The sequence below is a fragment of the Streptomyces sp. R21 genome, assembly GCF_041051975.1.
GTDB lineage: Bacteria > Actinomycetota > Actinomycetes > Streptomycetales > Streptomycetaceae > Streptomyces.
In genome coordinates this window covers 1533511-1549256 of sequence record NZ_CP163435.1, presented here as the reverse complement: position 1 = coordinate 1549256, position 15746 = coordinate 1533511, and the positions used below count along the sequence as shown (strand labels likewise).

Below are 15746 nucleotides of genomic sequence, written 5' to 3'. Positions count from 1 at the left end.
ATCAGGCAAGGACCCGCTCCTTCGCTCCTCGACCACCCCGTCACCGCTCACCCCGTCACCATTCACCCCTTCATCGCTCACCCCTTCACCGAACAAGGACAGCCATGCGCACCCTCAGCCTCCGCAGCAGACTCCTCCGTGGCCTCACCGCGGGCACCGCCGTCGCCACCCTCGCCGCCGGGCTCGCCGCGTGCGGGGGAGACAGCGACGCGGCCACCACGTCCGGCGGCGGCGCGTCGGCCGGGACCGTGACCGTGGGCGCGCTCTCCAACGGGGCCGCCAAGGAGACCGACCTCAAGGTGTCCGAGGTGAAGTCCATCAGCGCCGAGCTGCCCAAGTCCGTGGCGAGGAGCGGCAAGTTGGTCGTCGGCATCGGCGCACTGCCCGCCGGGTTCCCGCCGCTGGCGTACGTCGGACAGGACCAGAAGACTCTCACCGGCGCCGAACCCGACCTGGGTCGACTGGTGGCCGCGGTCCTCGGACTGAAGCCGGAGCTGAAGAACTCGACCTGGGAGAACCTCTTCGTCGGCATCGACAGCGGGAAGGTCGACGTCGCCTTCTCCAACGTCACCGACACCGAGGAGCGCAAGAAGAAGTACGAGTTCGCCGCTTACCGGCAGGACAACCTCGCCTTCGAGGTGCTGAAGAAGAGCACGTGGAACTTCGACGGCGACTACGAGAACCTGGCCGGCAGGACCGTCGCGGTGGGCGCCGGCACCAACCAGGAGAAGATCCTGCTGGAGTGGCAGGCCAAGCTGAAGAAGGAGGGCAAGAAGCTCACCGTCAAGTACTTCCAGGACAACAACAGCACCTACCTGGCACTGTCCAGCGGGAAGATCGACGCGTACTTCGGCCCCAACCCCGGCATCGCGTACCACATCACCCAGGTCGCGAAGACGCCCGACCCGACCCGCAACGCGGGCAAGTTCTCCGGCGCCGGTGACACCCTCCAGGGCCTGATCGCGGCGACCGCGAAGAAGGACAGCGGACTGGCCAAGCCGGTCGCCGACGCGATCAACTACCTGATCAAGAACGGGCAGTACGCCAAGTGGCTGGCCGCCTGGAACCTCTCCAACGAGGCCGTCAGCACCTCCCGGGTCAACCCGCCCGGGCTGCCGCTCAGCAACTCGTGATTCACCGTCGAAGGGCGACATACAGAGCGGCAGAGAGAGCGGCGGGCAGTACGACAGGCGGAGCGGCGGGCAATACGACAGCAGCTGTCGCAGGAACAGACCGCGGAGTCGAGCCGTTGTTCATCACGACGACTGACTGGCAACCGGCCGGAGGGACGGAGGTGACGCACGTGGCAGCCAAGTCCGTGCTGTCCCCGCTCACCTCGCTGTCGGTGCTGTCCGCGCTGTCCTCACGCTGCGTCGCGAAGATCGCCCCGAGCCGCCGCGTACACCTGTACTCCCGGCCGCACATCGATCTGCAGCGCGTGGCCGGCGCGCTCTGTCGCCGCTGACCTGTTGCCTCGCAGCCGCGCCCCCGGATCCGGGGGTGGCTCCCTCGTACGGTCGATCAGGAAGGCACACCTCCCGTGTCCTCATCTTCTGCGCTGCCCTCTTCCCCGTCTTCCCCCGCTTCTCCTTCCTCTCCTTCGCTGCACCTCGCCGTCGCGCTCGACGGTGCGGGCTGGCATCCGGCCGCCTGGCGCGAGCCGGTGGCCCGGCCCCGGGACCTGCTGACCGCCGGCTACTGGACCGACCTCGTCACCGAGGCCGAGCGCGGTCTGCTCGACTTCGTGACGATCGAGGACGCACTCGGACTCCAGTCGTCGCACTTCACGGAGCCGGACGGAAGGACCGACCAGGTACGGGGGCGACTGGACGCCGTCCTCATCGCCGCCCGCGTCGCCCCGCTGACCCGGCACATAGGAATCGTCCCGACAGTGGTGGCCACCCACACGGAGCCGTTCCACATCTCGAAGGCGATCGCCACCCTCGACTATGTGAGCAACGGCCGTGCGGGCCTGCGCGTTCAGGTGTCGGCACGCCGCAACGAGGCCGCGCACTTCGGCCGCCGGGCGCTGCCGCCGTTCCGCATCGAGGACATCGACACCCCGGCCGTGCAGGAATTGCTGACGGACCTCTTCGACGAGGCCGCCGACTATGTGGAGGCCGTGCGCCGGCTCTGGGACAGCTGGGAGGACGGCGCGGAGATCCGGGACGTCGCCACCGGCCGCTTCATCGACCGCGACAAGCTCCACTACGTCGACTTCGAGGGTCCGCACTTCAGCGTGAGGGGCCCCTCCATCACCCCCCGTCCGCCGCAGGGCCAGCCGATCGTCAGCGCCCTCGCCCACCAGACCGTGCCGTACCGGCTGGTGGCCCGCTCCGCCGACATCGGATACGTCACCCCGCATGACACCGACCAGGCCCGCGCGATCATCGCCGAGATCCGCGCCGAACAGGAGAACGCCGGCCGGGCGGAGGAGACGCTGCACGTCTTCGGCGACCTGGTGGTCTTCCTCGACGACGAGCCGGGCGCGGCCGCCGCCCGCCGGGAGCGCCTCGACGCCCTCGCGGGCCACCCGTACACCAGCGACGCGCGCATCTTCACCGGGACGCCCGCCCAACTCGCCGACCTGCTACAGGAATTGCAGACGGCCGGACTCACCGGCTTCCGGCTGCGGCCCGCCGTCGCCGGGCACGACCTGCCCGCGATCACCCGGGGCCTGGTCCCCGAACTCCAGCACCGCGGGGCCTTCCGGAGCGCCTACGAGGCCGACACCCTGCGCGGCCTGCTGGGCCTCGCCCGCCCCGCCAACCGTTACGCCGCAGCCGCCACCGTCTGAGCCGGAGGGACCGTACGACCATGAGCAAGCCGCTGAAGCAGATCCACCTGGCCGCCCATTTCCCCGGCGTCAACAACACCACCGTGTGGAGCGACCCCGAGGCCGGCAGCCACATCGAGTTCAGCTCGTTCGCGCACTTCGCGCGGACCGCCGAACGCGCCAAGTTCGACTTCCTGTTCCTCGCCGAGGGCCTGCGACTGCGCGAACAGGGCGGAAGGATCTACGACTTGGATGTCGTCGGCCGCCCCGACACGTTCACGATCCTCACCGCGCTGGCCGCCGTCACCGAACGTCTCGGCCTGACCGGCACCATCAACTCCACCTTCAACGAGCCCTACGAGGTGGCCCGCCAGTTCGCCGCGCTCGACCATCTCTCCGACGGGCGCGCCGCCTGGAACGTCGTCACCTCCTGGGACGCCTTCACCGGCGAGAACTTCCGCCGTGGCGGCTTCCTGCCCCAGGAGGAGCGGTATTCGCGGGCCAAGGAGTTCCTGGCCACCACGCATGAACTCTTCGACTCATGGCACGGGGACGAGATCGTCGCCGACCAGGAGACCGGCACCTTCCTGCGGGACGCCCAGGCCGGGGCCTTCGCTCACAAGGGCCAACACTTCGACATCGAGGGCCGGTTCAACGTCCCGCGCAGCCCGCAGGGCCGCCCGGTGATCTTCCAGGCGGGCGACTCCGGCGAGGGACGCGAGTTCGCCGCCTCCGACGCCGACGCGATCTTCAGCAGGTACAGCACCCTCAAGGAGGGCCAGGCGTTCTACACGGACGTCAAGGGCCGGCTCGCCAAGTACGGCCGCCGCCATGACCAGTTGCTGATCCTGCCCGCCGCCAGCTTCGTCCTCGGCGACACCGACGCCGAGGCGGAGGAGCACGCCCGCGAGGTGCGCCGCCAGCAGGTGAGTGGAGCCACCGCGATCAAGCACCTGGAGTTCGTCTGGAACCGCGACCTGTCCGCGTACGACCCGGACGGCCCGCTGCCCGACATCGACCCCGACCTGGGCGAGCACACGATCGCCCGCGGCCGGGCCCAAGTGCGCATGTACCGCGACCCGTTGGCCACCGCCCGCGAGTGGCGGGAGCGCGCGGCCGCCAACAACTGGTCGATCCGTGACCTGGTCATCGAGACCGGCAACCGCCAGTCCTTCGTCGGCTCCCCGGCCACCGTCGCCGAGACGATCAACGATTTCGTCCAGGCGGACGCCTCCGACGGCTTCATCCTCGTTCCGCACATCACTCCCGGCGGCCTGGACTCCTTCGCCGACACCGTGGTCCCGCTGCTCCAGGAACGCGGAGTCTTCCGCGAGGACTACGAGGGCACGACGCTCCGCGACCATCTGGGCCTCGACCAGCCCGGCGCGGTACGGCCGGAGGACCGGCGGGTGGCGTCCTGACGAAGTGCTTGCGGGTCCCCGGGGGCTTCGTCCCGGGGACCCGTGCACCTCTTTCGGCAGCGGTGCTCAGGCGGGTTCCGTCACCCGGCGCCGGGCAGCCACGACCACCAGGCCGCCGACGACGGCCAGGGACAGCAGGGCTGTCGCGAAGACGGTCGCTCCGGTGGTCAGACCCACGGCGTCACTGAGGTAGCCCGCCGACACCGGCAGCAGGCCCGCCGGGAGGTAACCGCCCACGTTCAGCGCCGCGTTGGCCTCGGCCAGCCGCTGCGGCGGTACGGCGGCGTTGAGCAGCGAGAGACCGCCGAGCTGCCCCATGCCCTGTCCGGCACCCGCCAGCAGCGCCGAGGCGACCAGCACCGGGACGGACGCCATGTGCACGGCGGCGATGAGCGCGACCATGCCGAGGCCGGTGGTCACGGCGCCCGCGACGAGGATGGTGCCCAGGCGCAGCCGCCGCACCGCGAACTGCACACCGGTGGCCGCGAGGAACATCGCGAACGCCATCGCCCCGGCCACCGCACGGCTGGTGGTGCCGAGCAGGCCGGACAGCAGCGAGGGGCCGAGTGAGAGCACGAACGACGTGGCGGTGATGCCCGGCGCGAACACCGCGATGCCGAGGGCGAGTTGAAGCCCGCTGCCGCGCGGTACGCCGGGCACGCGCATCCAGGTGCCCCGTGCGGGGGCCGTCGGACGCCGTACAGGCATGCGCAGGACCGCGAGGACGGCGGTCACCAGCAGTGCCGCCTCGACGGCGAAGACCGTGACCGTCGGTGCGGGCAGGGTCTCCGAGAGGACGCCGGCGAGCAGCGGGCCGAGCCCGGCCCCGAAGACCATCGCGCAGGAGGCCAGCAGGGCCGCGAGCCGTCGGCGGCCCGGGCCCGCCACGTCGGTCACGGCGGCCATACCCGCGGAGACGACCGCGCCGACGGCGACGCCCGTGCACAACCGGGCCACGATCAGCGCCGCCACGCTGGACGCGGTGGCGAAGACGAGGCAGGCGGCCAGGGCGAGCCCGAGCGCGGGCAGCAGGACGGGCTTGCGGCCGAGCCGGTCGGACACGACGCCGGAGACGAGCAGCGAGCCCAGCAGTCCGACGATGTAGAAGGCGAAGACCACGGTCAGGGTGCCCTTGGAGAACCCGATGTCACGCTGCCACAGCACGTACAGCGGGGTCGCCGCGTTGGACAGGATGAAGACGGCGGTCACCGGCCAGGCGGCCAGCCACACCCACCAGGTGGGCGTGGTACTCCCGTCCGGCCCTGCTTTGCCTCCGGACCGCTGCCGGCCCGGGGCCTCCATGGGCGTCGTTCGACTCTCCGGCATGACCGCTCCCCTCAGTGCGTTCAGTACGAGATAAGTCGAACTTAGCATGTAGTACGATTGAAGTCGTACAAGGGGATCGGGTGATGAGGAGCTGCCCATGTCGTCCACGCTGCTGCCGACGCCGGCCGTCAAGGCCGCACCGGAACCGGCCGGGCTGCCCGAGCCGTTGCCCGAACCGGCGGTCGAGGACCTGCGCCTGGAGAGGGTGCTGGGCGCGCTGAGCGACCCGCTGCGGCTGGGGATCGTGCGCAAACTCCTGCTGGAATCCCAGGACTTCGACCATTCCTGCGGCTGGTTCGGCCTGGACCGCCCCAAGTCCTCCCTCACCCACCACTTCAAGGCCCTCCGCGAGGCAGGCGTCACCCGCCAGCGGCAGTACGGCCTGGAACGCCGCAGCCATGTCCGCGTCGACGACCTCAACGCCCGCTTCCCGGGTCTGTTGGGCCTGGTCGCGGCGTGGACACCGGACGAAGGCTGAGAGGGAGACGCGCGTCACATTCGGCCATGTCACATCTCGCCGGGCTGTCCCGTCGTAGAGGAGTAGCCAACAGCGAGTCAGAGGAGATGGCCATGGACGCTCGCTTGAACATGTACGGCAGCCCGATCGCGAGCAAGGTCTGGAAGCACATCATCGCGGCGAGCAAGGTACTCGAGGGCTCGACGCTGCCGGCCGCGACGCAGGAACTCGTGAAGCTCCGCGCCAGCCAGATCAACGGCTGCGGGTTCTGCACCGACATGCACACCAAGGACGCCACCGCGGCCGGCGAGACCGCGCTGCGGCTGAACCTGGTGGCGGCCTGGCGGGAGGCCACGGTGTTCACCGACGCCGAGCGCGCCGCGCTGGAGCTGGCCGAGCAGGGCACCCGTATCGCCGACGCGGCCGGCGGCGTCACGGACGAGGCCTGGGCGAACGCCGCCAAGCACTACGACGAGGAGCAGCTCGCCGCCCTGGTGTCGACGATCGCGCTCATCAACGCCTTCAACCGCGGAAACGTGATCATCCAGCAGCCCGCCGGTGACTACCAGCCGGGCCAGTTCGGATAACCGGGGCGGGCCGGGTACTCGGGCCCGTCCCGGCGCACACCGAAGAGAGCACAAGCAGGTGGCCCCGCCGTTGCGATGAACGGCGGGGCCACCTGCTGGTGTTGATCAACCCGGGGCGACCCGGGGCTCGTGCGTCAGGCGAGGGTCGCCAGCGTCGCGTTCCAGGTGGCCGACGGACGCATGACCGTCGCCGCCTTGGTGGCGTCCGGCTGGTAGTAGCCGCCGATGTCCGCGGGCTTGCCCTGGACGGCGAGGAGCTCGTCGACGATCGTCTGCTCCTGGGCGGAGAGCGTCTCGGCGAGCGGCGCGAAAGCCTTGGCGAGGTCCGCGTCGTCCGTCTGCCGGGCCAGCTCCTGCGCCCAGTACAGGGACAGGAAGAAGTGGCTGCCGCGGTTGTCGATGCCGCCGACGCGGCGGGTCGGCGACTTGTCCTCGTTGAGGAAGGTCGCCGTCGCGCGGTCGAGGGTGTCGGCGAGAACCTGGGCGCGCGCGTTGCCGCGGGTCTGCGCGAGGTGCTCGAAGCTGGCCGCCAGGGCGAAGAACTCGCCGAGGCTGTCCCAGCGCAGGTAGTCCTCCTTGACGAGCTGCTGGACGTGCTTCGGCGCGGAGCCGCCGGCGCCCGTCTCGAAGAGACCGCCGCCCGCCATCAGCGGGACGACCGACAGCATCTTGGCGCTGGTGCCCAGCTCCAGGATCGGGAACAGGTCGGTCAGGTAGTCACGCAGCACGTTGCCGGTGACCGAGATCGTGTCCTGGCCCTTGCGGATGCGCTCCAGGGAGAACTTCGTCGCCTCGACCGGGGAGAGGATCTTGATCTCCAGGCCCTCGGTGTCGTGCTCCGGCAGGTACGCCTTGACCTTCTCGATGAGCTGCGCGTCGTGGGCGCGGGTCTCGTCCAGCCAGAACACGGCCGGGGCGCCGGTCGCGCGGGCGCGGGTGACGGCCAGCTTGACCCAGTCGCGGATCGGGGCGTCCTTGGCCTGGCAGGCGCGGAAGATGTCGCCGGGGGCGACGGCCTGCTCCAGGACCACGTTGCCGGCCTGGTCGACGAGGCGGACCGTGCCGGCCGCCGCGATCTCGAAGGTCTTGTCGTGGCTGCCGTACTCCTCGGCCTTCTGCGCCATGAGGCCGACGTTCGGGACGGAGCCCATGGTCGACGGGTCGAAGGCGCCGTTGGCGCGGCAGTCGTCGAGGACGACCTGGTACACGCCGGAGTAGCTGCTGTCCGGGAGGACCGCGAGGGTGTCGTGCTCCTGGCCGTCCGGGCCCCACATGTGGCCGGAGGTGCGGATCATCGCCGGCATCGAGGCGTCGACGATCACGTCGGACGGCACGTGCAGGTTGGTGATGCCCTTGTCGGAGTCGACCATCGCGAGCTCGGGGCCCTCGGCGATCTCGGCCTCGAAGGACGCCTTGATCGCGTCGCCCTCGGGCAGCGCCTCCAGGCCCTTGAGGATGCCGCCGAGACCGTCGTTCGGGGACAGGCCGGCCGCCGCGAGCGTCTCGCCGTACGCGGCGAACGTCTTCGGGAAGAAGGCGCGCACGACGTGACCGAAGATGATCGGGTCGGAGACCTTCATCATCGTGGCCTTGAGGTGCACGGAGAAGAGCACGCCCTCGGCCTTGGCACGGGCGATCTGCGCCTTGAGGAACGTGTTCAGCGCCGCGACGTGCAGGACGGAGGCGTCGACGACCTCGCCCGCGAGGACCGGTACGGACTCGCGCAGCACCGTGGTGGAGCCGTCCTCGCCCGCCAGCTCGATGCGCAGCGAACCGGCCTCGGAGATCACGGTGGACTTCTCGGTGGAGCGGAAGTCGTCCACGCCCATGGTCGCGACGTTGGTCTTCGAGTCGGACGACCACTTGCCCATGCGGTGCGGGTGGGTCTTGGCGTAGTTCTTGACCGACGCGGGGGCGCGGCGGTCGGAGTTGCCCTCGCGCAGCACCGGGTTGACGGCGGAGCCCTTGACCTTGTCGTAGCGGGCGCGGATGTCGCGCTCCTCGTCGGTCTTCGGGTCGTCCGGGTAGGCCGGAAGCGCGTAGCCCTGCTCCTGCAGCTCGGCGATCGCGGCCTTCAGCTGCGGGATCGAGGCCGAGATGTTCGGCAGCTTGATGATGTTCGCCTCGGGCGTCTTCGCCAGCTCGCCGAGCTCGGAGAGGGCGTCGGCGATGCGCTGGCCCTCCTCCAGGAACTCGGGGAAGAGGGCGATGATGCGCCCGGCCAGCGAGATGTCACGGGTTTCCACAGTGACACCGGCCTGCGAGGCGTACGCCTGGACCACCGGCAGGAACGAATACGTCGCCAGGGCCGGGGCCTCGTCAGTGTGCGTATAGATGATGGTCGAGTCAGTCACCGGGTGCTCCGCTCCAGACGTCTGCAACATTGCTCGACATCAAGATATCTCGTGACCGACCCCCTCTCGACAGGGCCCTGCCCTCACCGTCGGCCAAAAATGACGAGCTGTCTCAGGTGAGGCCATGGCTAGGGTGCACCCATGATTTTCGGACGCAGCAGGAAGGCGCGGTTTCTCGCCGCTGTCGAGGGCTTCGAAACCGCCGTACGGAACCGGGACGCCAAGCGGTCCCACCAGGGGTTCGGGGAGATTTACCGGACCTTTGGGAAGGCGGCGGGCGAGGAGATCGCGGAGGGCGGGGTCCGTCTCGCGGCGCTGCTGCCGGAGGTGCCCGACGGGCCGCGCGGCCCGGCCGCCATGATCGTGGGCGCGTGTGTCGAGCGGGGCGCCGATGCCCGCCGGTGCGCGCCCGCCGTGTTCACGGGGCTCGCGCAGGCGCTCGAAGCCGCCGAGGAGTTCTGCGAGCGGTGGGCGGCGAGCGGCGGCGGGGACTTCCCGGAGCCCGACGACCGCGATCCGGAGCCGGACGTCGTCGAGCGCGTCGGCCACTGCGCCGCCTTCGGCTGGTGGACGCTGCCCCAGTGGGAGATGGCCGCCGTGGCGATGCTGAACCGCCCCGAGGTCCGCACGGAGCTCGACGGCGCCGACCGCGCCCGCCTCCTGCGGGGCCTGCGCACGGTTTCGGAGGCCTCCAAGCACGACTTCAAGTGCCTGGTCCACGCCCTGCTCGTGCTGGACGACGAGCCCCTGATCGCCCTGCACCGCCCCTCCGGCACCGGCTACGCCCTGCGGATGACCGGCCTCGGCGACAACTTCCAGTTGCACACGCTGCTCGCCGACGTCCTGATCGGCGGTGGCCACCTGCCCGGCCGGGCGCCCTCCGCGCGGGAGGCGGCCGTCTGCCGCAGCGAACCGGGCCAGGTGCCGACCACCGGGTCGTTCAATCTGGTGGCACCGGACGGGAGCTGGGTGTGGAACGAGGGCACGCCCGTCGACATCCCGGTCGTCGACGGGACCCGGCTGCTGGTCCTCGACCCGTCCCCGTACCAGCGGGGCTGGCCGGCCGGACGGTTCTTCCCGAAGATGACCGGCGACCTGGTCCTGGAGCGCGTGCTCGGCGCCGAGGAGACGGCGCGGTGGTTCGGGAAGGTGGCGCCGGGCAAGGACTGAGGGTTACGTCAGCGGTGCCGTGGTCTGCTGCGCGTGCGGCTCCGTGTGGTGCTCCGTCTCGCGGGGGTCGCGCTGGTGCGGAATGCCCAGCGACCCCTGCTGCAGGGCCACCGTCCGTGCGGGGGCGGGGATACGGATGCCCTCCTCGCGGTACCGCTTGTGCAGGCGCTTGATGAACTCGTGCTTGATCCGGTACTGGTCGCTGAACTCGCCCACGCCCAGGATGATCGTGAAGCCGATGCGGGAGTCGCCGAAGGTGTGGAAGCGGATGGCGGGCTCGTGGTCGGGGACGGCGCCGGTGATCCCGGTCATCACCTCGGCGATGACCTCGGTGGTGACGCGCTCCACGTGGTCCAGATCGCTGTCGTAACTGACACCGGCCTGCACGAGGATGGTCAACTGCTGCTCGGGGCGGTTGTAGTTGGTCATGTTGGTGCCCGCCAACTGCCCGTTGGGGATGATGACCAGGTTGTTGGAGAGCTGGCGCACGGTCGTCTGACGCCAGTTGATGTCGACGACGTAGCCCTCCTCGCCGCTGCTGAGGCGGATGTAGTCGCCGGGCTGGACGGTCTTCGAGGCGAGGATGTGGATGCCGGCGAAGAGGTTCGCGAGGGTGTCCTGGAGGGCCAGCGCGACGGCGAGACCGCCCACGCCCAGGGCGGTGAGCAGCGGGGCTATGGAGATGCCCAGCGTCTGCAGCATGACGAGGAAGCCCATCGCCAGCACCACGACCCGGGTGATGTTGACGAAGATGGTGGCCGATCCGGCGACGCCCGAGCGGGACTGCGTCACGGTCCGGACCAGGCCGGTGATCACCCGGGCCGCGGTGATCGTCGCGACCAGGATGAGCACGACGGTCAGGACTCGGTTGACATTGCGCCCCACCGACGCGGTCAGCGGCAGCGCCGCACCCGCCGCGGCGACACCTCCGGCAACCGCCGCCCAGGGCACCAGAGTCCGCAGCGCGTCGACGATGACGTCGTCGCCGCTCCACCGGGTCCGGGTCGCGTGCTTGCCGAGCCAGCGCAGCAGCGCGCGCAGCAGCAGGGCCGCCAGCAGGCCGGCCGCCACCGCGATCCCGGCGACGACGAAGTCGTCCAGCGTGAGGTCCCGCTTCATCGCCCACCTCCAGCGGTGCGAAGGCCGGGGCCGGCCACGGTCCACAGCCGGGAGCCCGCTGCCGACTGCCCCATCGGGCGCCGTATGTGATGTGTCGTCACCATGTCACCTGCTCGAGTCCGGTTTGTGCGATCGCGCCGGGAACACGAGTTCACCGTCCGGCGCGAAGGTTCATCCTGCCGCATCCCGAGCCGCGTTCCGACCGTGTCCCGCGAGGGTGTACGGGCCGCACGGCCGGTCCGCGACCATCTCGCCGGTGTGGCGGCCCGGCTCTCGACGGTCGCGTTCCCGTCACAGTCCGTTGAACGAGCCGTGCCGTCCCGCGCCCGAGGCGAAGCGGGCGGCACCCTCCAGGCTCTCGTCCAACACCTCCATGCCGTAACGGAGTTCGCGCCGCATCGCCAGGGTCTCCACCGCGCCCTCCTGGTCCAGCACGGAGGCGCGGTCGCCGCGGAGGCAGGCCTGTGGGAAGTCGGCGATGGCGGCGGCCAGTTGCTCGGCCTCGGCGCGGGCGCGGCCGGGCGGGACGATCCGGTTGGCGAGGCCCATCTCGTACGCCTCGGGTGCCGGCACCGGGCGGCCGGTGAGGATCATGTCCATCGCACGGCTGGTGCCGATGAGCCGGGGGAGTCGTACGGTGCCGCCGTCGATGAGTGGCACGCCCCAGCGGCGGCAGAACACCCCGAACACGGCGTCCTCCTCGGCGACCCGCAGATCGCACCAGAGCGCCAGCTCCAGGCCCCCGGCCACGGCGTGCCCGGCGACCGCCGCGATCACCGGCTTGGACAGCCGCACACGGGTGGGGCCCATCGGCCCGTCGCCGTCCTCGGCGACCACGTTGCCGCGCTCGGTGCCGATCGCCTTGAGGTCCGCGCCCGCGCAGAACGTGCCGCCCTCGCCCCACAGCACCGCCACCCGGGCGGAGTTGTCGGCGTCGAACTCCCTGAAGGCGTCGGCCAGTTCGGCGGCCGTGGGGCCGTCCACCGCGTTGCGGGCCTCGGGGCGGGACAGGACGACCGTGGTGACGTGACCCTGGCGTTCGATCCGGACCGGCATCGCGCTGTCTCCCTCTTCCGAGCACTCCGACTGGCGTACGCCGACGTTACTCCGGAGTAGCGCAGCTGTCGGCGGAATGAACCGCCCATGCGGGGAAGGGATCGTCGTAGGCCGTCCCCGACGACAGCTCGGCCTCGCTCGCGAGGCACTGTGAGAGGGCTAGGCGCAGCGACTGGCGGCGCAGGTCCGTGCCGATGAAGACCAGTTCCTGCCCGCGCACCGGGTCGTCGTCGCCGTGGGCGGCGACCGGTTCGAAGCGGGCGACGGAGCCTGCCTGCGACCACAGTCCGGTGGTGTCCGGACGGCTGGCGAGAGTGAAGAAGCCCTTGCAGCGCAGGACTTGGCCGTAGGCGCCGTCGTCGAGCGGGCCGGTCAGGAACTCCCAGAGGCGGCCGGGGTGGAAGGGGCGCGGGTCGCGCAGTACGAGGGAGGAGATGCCGTACTCCTCGGTCTCCGGGATGTGGTCGCCGTTCAGTTCCGCGACCCAGCCCGGCGCCTGTTCGGCCCGGTCGAGGTCGAACAACCCCGTGCCGAGGAGGCGGGCCGGGTCGATCGCGCCGTGGACCGTGCGGTGGACCTGCGCGGACGGGTTGAGGCGGCGCAGGGTCGCCTCCAGGCGGGCGGCCGCCTCGTCGGTGACCAGGTCCGTCTTGTTGAGGAGGATGACGTCCGCGAACTCGATCTGGTCCACCAGCAGATCGCTGACCGTGCGCTCGTCGTCCTCGACCGGCGTGATCCCGCGGTCGAGGAGATCGTCGCCGCGGTCCAGCTCCGGCAGGAAGTTCACCGCGTCGACGACCGTGACCATGGTGTCGAGGCGAGCGAGGTCCGCGAGGCTCGCTCCGTCGTCCCGCGCGAAGGCGAACGTCGCCGCCACCGGCATGGGCTCCGAGATCCCGCTCGACTCGATGAGCAGGTAGTCGAACCGCCCCTCGCGCGCGAGGCGTTCGACCTCGTCGAGGAGGTCGTCGCGCAGGGTGCAGCAGATGCAGCCGTTGGTCATCTCGACGAGCCGCTCCTCGGTTCGGGAGAGGGCGCCGCCGTCCCGTACCAGCGAGGCGTCGATGTTGATCTCGCTCATGTCGTTCACGATGACCGCGACCCGCAGGCCCTGGCGGTTGCCGAGGACATGGTTGAGCAGGGTGGTCTTGCCGGCGCCGAGGAAGCCGGAGAGGACGGTCACGGGGAGGCGGCTGTCGCCGGGAGTGGTGTGCACGCCCGGCACGCTAGCTTAATGGAAATGATTTTCACAAACGAAGTGGCGATGAGTTCGGCCGCTCGGCACGGTCTGTATCCGTGACCGGGGCGGACGTACGCCGTGACGTGGAAGTGGAATCGGAGTGATCGTCATGACAGGCAACAGGTCAGAGGCGTTGGCACGCCTGGACGTCTTCGTCGGCGAGTGGGCCATGGAAGCCCGGTTTCCCGGCGACACGATTCCCGGCGGCACGATTGTGGGCGACAAGTCGACACCGTCCGACGCGGCCGAGGCCGTGCCGACGGTGCGCAGTCGGTTCGAGTGGACGCTGGACCGGCAGTTCCTGCTGCAGCGCACCGAGATCCCGATCCCCGAGGCGCCCGACAGCCTCGCGATCATCGGAGCCGACCTGGAGACCGGCGCGTACACCCAGCACTACTACGACTCCCGGGGCGTGGACCGCCTGTATGCGATGAGCCTCGATGACCGGGTCTGGACCCTCGTGCGCGAGGCTCCCGACTTCACTCCGCTCGCTTTCCGTCAGCGTTTCACCGGCACGTTCAGCGAGGACGCCAACACCATCACCGGTGCCTGGGAGATGGGCCCCGTCGACGGCGAGTGGAAGCACGATTTCGACCTGACCTTTCGCAGGGTGGGCTGACATGAGTGCCGGCCGCCCCGCCGCGCGGACCGTGCGGGACATCATCGACGCCAACCGCTACCTCGTCCTCGCCACGGCTGACGGGACCGGGCGGCCGTGGGGTTCGCCCGTCTACTTCGCCCACATCGACTTCGTCGAGTTCTTCTGGGTGTCCTCACCCGACGTCGCACACTCCCGCAACATCGCGGTGCGCCCCGAGGTGGGCCTCGTGGTCTTCGACTCGCAGGTGGTGATCGGCACCGGGCAGGGCGTGTACATGTCCGCCACCGCGCAGCTGCTGGAGGGCGCCGACACCGCCCGCGGGATCGAGGCCTTCTCCCGCCGGTCGCTCGCCCACGGCGGCCGGGAATGGACGACCGAGGACCTCCGGCCCGGCGCGGGCATGCGGCTCTACCGGGCCACCGCCGACGCACACTCGATCCTCGCCAAGGACGGCCGACCCGACCACCGCGTGCCCGTGCCGCTCAGCCGACCGGACGCGCGCAGACGCTGATCACCTGCGGGCCGCCTTCAGATCACCTTCCAACGGACCAGCGCGCCCAACGTCAGCGCCCCCGGCAGCAGCGGCAGCCACACCGTGATGATCCGGTACGCCAGCACCACCGCCGTCGCCACGGCCACCGGGCCTCCCGCCGCGACCAGCGCCACGACCAGCGCGGCCTCCACCGAGCCGATGCCGCCCGGCGTCGGCACCAGCGCCACGGCCACCGTCGCCGCCAGGTACGCGACCGCCATGTGCAGCGGCGGCACCGGCAGGGCCAACGCCTGCCCCACCGCGGCGAGTCCGGCCGCCTGGAGCACCGGGAAGGCGAGCGAACCGCCCCACAGCGCGAACGCGCGAGCGGGCCGGGCGTGCACGGAGCGCGCCTCGCGCAGAGCGGTGCGCAGGAAGGAACCCACGGCCGTACGCAACCGGCCGACGCACAGCAGCGTGATCGTCGCGGCGCAGAGCACCCCTGCGCCCGCGAGCAGCAGCGGCCCCACCGCCCCGGCCGGGACGAGCGCGCCCAGATGCAGCGCACCCGGGAACGCGAGCAGCAGGACCAGCAGCAGGCCCAGCCGGGTCACCGACTCCGCGAGCAGATAGAGCGCGAGCGCGGCCGAGGAACGGGCGAGCGGGACGCCGCACACCGTCATGAAGCGCAAGTTGACCGCGCCCGCGCCGAGGCCCGTCGGCAGCAGATGGTTGGCCGCGCCCGCCGCGAACTGCGTGGCGAGCAGCCGGCGTGCGGGCAGTCGCTCGACCACCGCGCCCTGCCGGGTGAAGGCGGCCGCGACCCAGGTGAGACAGGTCGCGGCGGCAGCGGCCACCAGCCAGGGCCACTCGGCCGTCGTGAGATGGCCGAAGCCCTCGGCGAGGACCGAGCGGTGGCGTACCGCGACCACCAGGACGAGCAGAAGCGGAAGCAGGCACAGGACCTGCCGGACCGGAAGACGTCTGGGGAGTCCCTCGGGAAGTTCGGGGAGTCCGTCGGGGAGGCGTACCGCAGTCACATCGGGAGAGGGTTTCCACACCGCACCAACGTGGGGTTGCGGGCACGGGGACGGCGGCTGACACGCCGGGCAAAGGCAGGTCGCGGGGTGCCGGGCGCCCCTCGGGTTGCCTGTGCGCCCTGACTTC

At 70.8% G+C, this 15746-nt stretch carries 15 protein-coding genes; 9 read left to right on the top strand and 6 right to left on the bottom strand.

The window, feature by feature from the left end; genetic code table 11:
* Positions 1-104: 104 nt before the first annotated feature.
* From AB5J56_RS07200 to AB5J56_RS07185, 4 genes are all read left to right on the top strand, one after another.
* Positions 105-1133, top strand: a complete 1029-nt coding sequence (locus AB5J56_RS07200; RefSeq protein WP_369231180.1) for a transporter substrate-binding domain-containing protein — start codon at positions 105-107, stop codon at positions 1131-1133.
* Positions 1134-1303: 170 nt separating this feature from the next.
* Positions 1304-1465 carry a putative leader peptide gene (locus AB5J56_RS07195; RefSeq protein ID WP_369231179.1) on the top strand — a complete coding sequence of 54 codons (162 nt, stop codon included), beginning with the start codon at positions 1304-1306 and terminating at the stop codon, positions 1463-1465.
* 75 nt (positions 1466-1540) lie between these two features.
* Complete coding sequence (locus tag AB5J56_RS07190) at positions 1541-2797, top strand: LLM class flavin-dependent oxidoreductase (RefSeq protein WP_369231177.1); 1257 nt, start codon at positions 1541-1543, stop codon at positions 2795-2797.
* Between the two features lie 20 nt (positions 2798-2817).
* On the top strand, positions 2818-4197 hold the full coding sequence (locus AB5J56_RS07185; protein WP_369231175.1) for an NtaA/DmoA family FMN-dependent monooxygenase: 1380 nt from the start codon (positions 2818-2820) through the stop codon (positions 4195-4197).
* A gap of 66 nt (positions 4198-4263) precedes the next feature.
* Here the strand turns inward: AB5J56_RS07185 and AB5J56_RS07180 are convergent, their stop codons facing one another.
* Positions 4264-5523: an MFS transporter gene (locus AB5J56_RS07180; RefSeq protein ID WP_369231173.1), complete on the bottom strand. Its 1260-nt coding sequence runs from the start codon at positions 5521-5523 to the stop codon at positions 4264-4266.
* 97 nt (positions 5524-5620) lie between these two features.
* Here AB5J56_RS07180 and AB5J56_RS07175 point away from each other — a divergent pair, with 97 nt between their 5' ends.
* Together AB5J56_RS07175 and AB5J56_RS07170 are read left to right on the top strand one after the other, a co-directional pair.
* A complete protein-coding gene (locus tag AB5J56_RS07175; protein ID WP_369231171.1) occupies positions 5621-6001 on the top strand; it encodes an ArsR/SmtB family transcription factor in 381 nt (126 codons plus the stop codon).
* A 92-nt stretch (positions 6002-6093) separates the two neighbouring features.
* Positions 6094-6567, top strand: a complete 474-nt coding sequence (locus tag AB5J56_RS07170) for a carboxymuconolactone decarboxylase family protein (RefSeq protein ID WP_369231169.1) — start codon at positions 6094-6096, stop codon at positions 6565-6567.
* Between the two features lie 134 nt (positions 6568-6701).
* Here AB5J56_RS07170 and AB5J56_RS07165 read toward each other — a convergent pair whose 3' ends face one another.
* On the bottom strand, positions 6702-8921 hold the full coding sequence (locus AB5J56_RS07165; protein ID WP_369231167.1) for an NADP-dependent isocitrate dehydrogenase: 2220 nt from the start codon (positions 8919-8921) through the stop codon (positions 6702-6704).
* A gap of 141 nt (positions 8922-9062) precedes the next feature.
* Here AB5J56_RS07165 and AB5J56_RS07160 point away from each other — a divergent pair, with 141 nt between their 5' ends.
* Positions 9063-10091, top strand: a complete 1029-nt coding sequence (locus AB5J56_RS07160) for a hypothetical protein (protein WP_369231165.1) — start codon at positions 9063-9065, stop codon at positions 10089-10091.
* A gap of 3 nt (positions 10092-10094) precedes the next feature.
* Here AB5J56_RS07160 and AB5J56_RS07155 read toward each other — a convergent pair whose 3' ends face one another.
* From AB5J56_RS07155 to AB5J56_RS07145, 3 genes are all read right to left on the bottom strand, one after another.
* Positions 10095-11210 (bottom strand): mechanosensitive ion channel family protein, encoded by a 1116-nt coding sequence (locus tag AB5J56_RS07155; RefSeq protein ID WP_369231163.1) that lies wholly within the window; start codon positions 11208-11210, stop codon positions 10095-10097.
* Between the two features lie 291 nt (positions 11211-11501).
* Positions 11502-12266, bottom strand: coding sequence for a crotonase/enoyl-CoA hydratase family protein (locus AB5J56_RS07150; RefSeq protein WP_369231161.1), 765 nt, complete (start codon positions 12264-12266; stop codon positions 11502-11504).
* Positions 12267-12312: 46 nt separating this feature from the next.
* Entirely contained in the window at positions 12313-13482 is a 1170-nt protein-coding gene (locus AB5J56_RS07145; RefSeq protein WP_369231159.1) for a GTP-binding protein, read from the bottom strand.
* Between the two features lie 133 nt (positions 13483-13615).
* Here AB5J56_RS07145 and AB5J56_RS07140 point away from each other — a divergent pair, with 133 nt between their 5' ends.
* Positions 13616-14125: a hypothetical protein gene (locus AB5J56_RS07140; protein WP_369231157.1), complete on the top strand. Its 510-nt coding sequence runs from the start codon at positions 13616-13618 to the stop codon at positions 14123-14125.
* 1 nt (position 14126) lies between these two features.
* A complete protein-coding gene (locus tag AB5J56_RS07135; RefSeq protein WP_369231155.1) occupies positions 14127-14618 on the top strand; it encodes a pyridoxamine 5'-phosphate oxidase family protein in 492 nt (163 codons plus the stop codon).
* A gap of 17 nt (positions 14619-14635) precedes the next feature.
* On the opposite strand, the gene AB5J56_RS07130 is transcribed toward AB5J56_RS07135, so the two are convergent.
* The gene (locus AB5J56_RS07130; protein WP_369231153.1) at positions 14636-15619 is read right to left on the bottom strand and encodes a YbhN family protein; all 984 of its coding nucleotides are present in this window, start codon (positions 15617-15619) and stop codon (positions 14636-14638) included.
* Positions 15620-15746 lie beyond the last annotated feature (127 nt).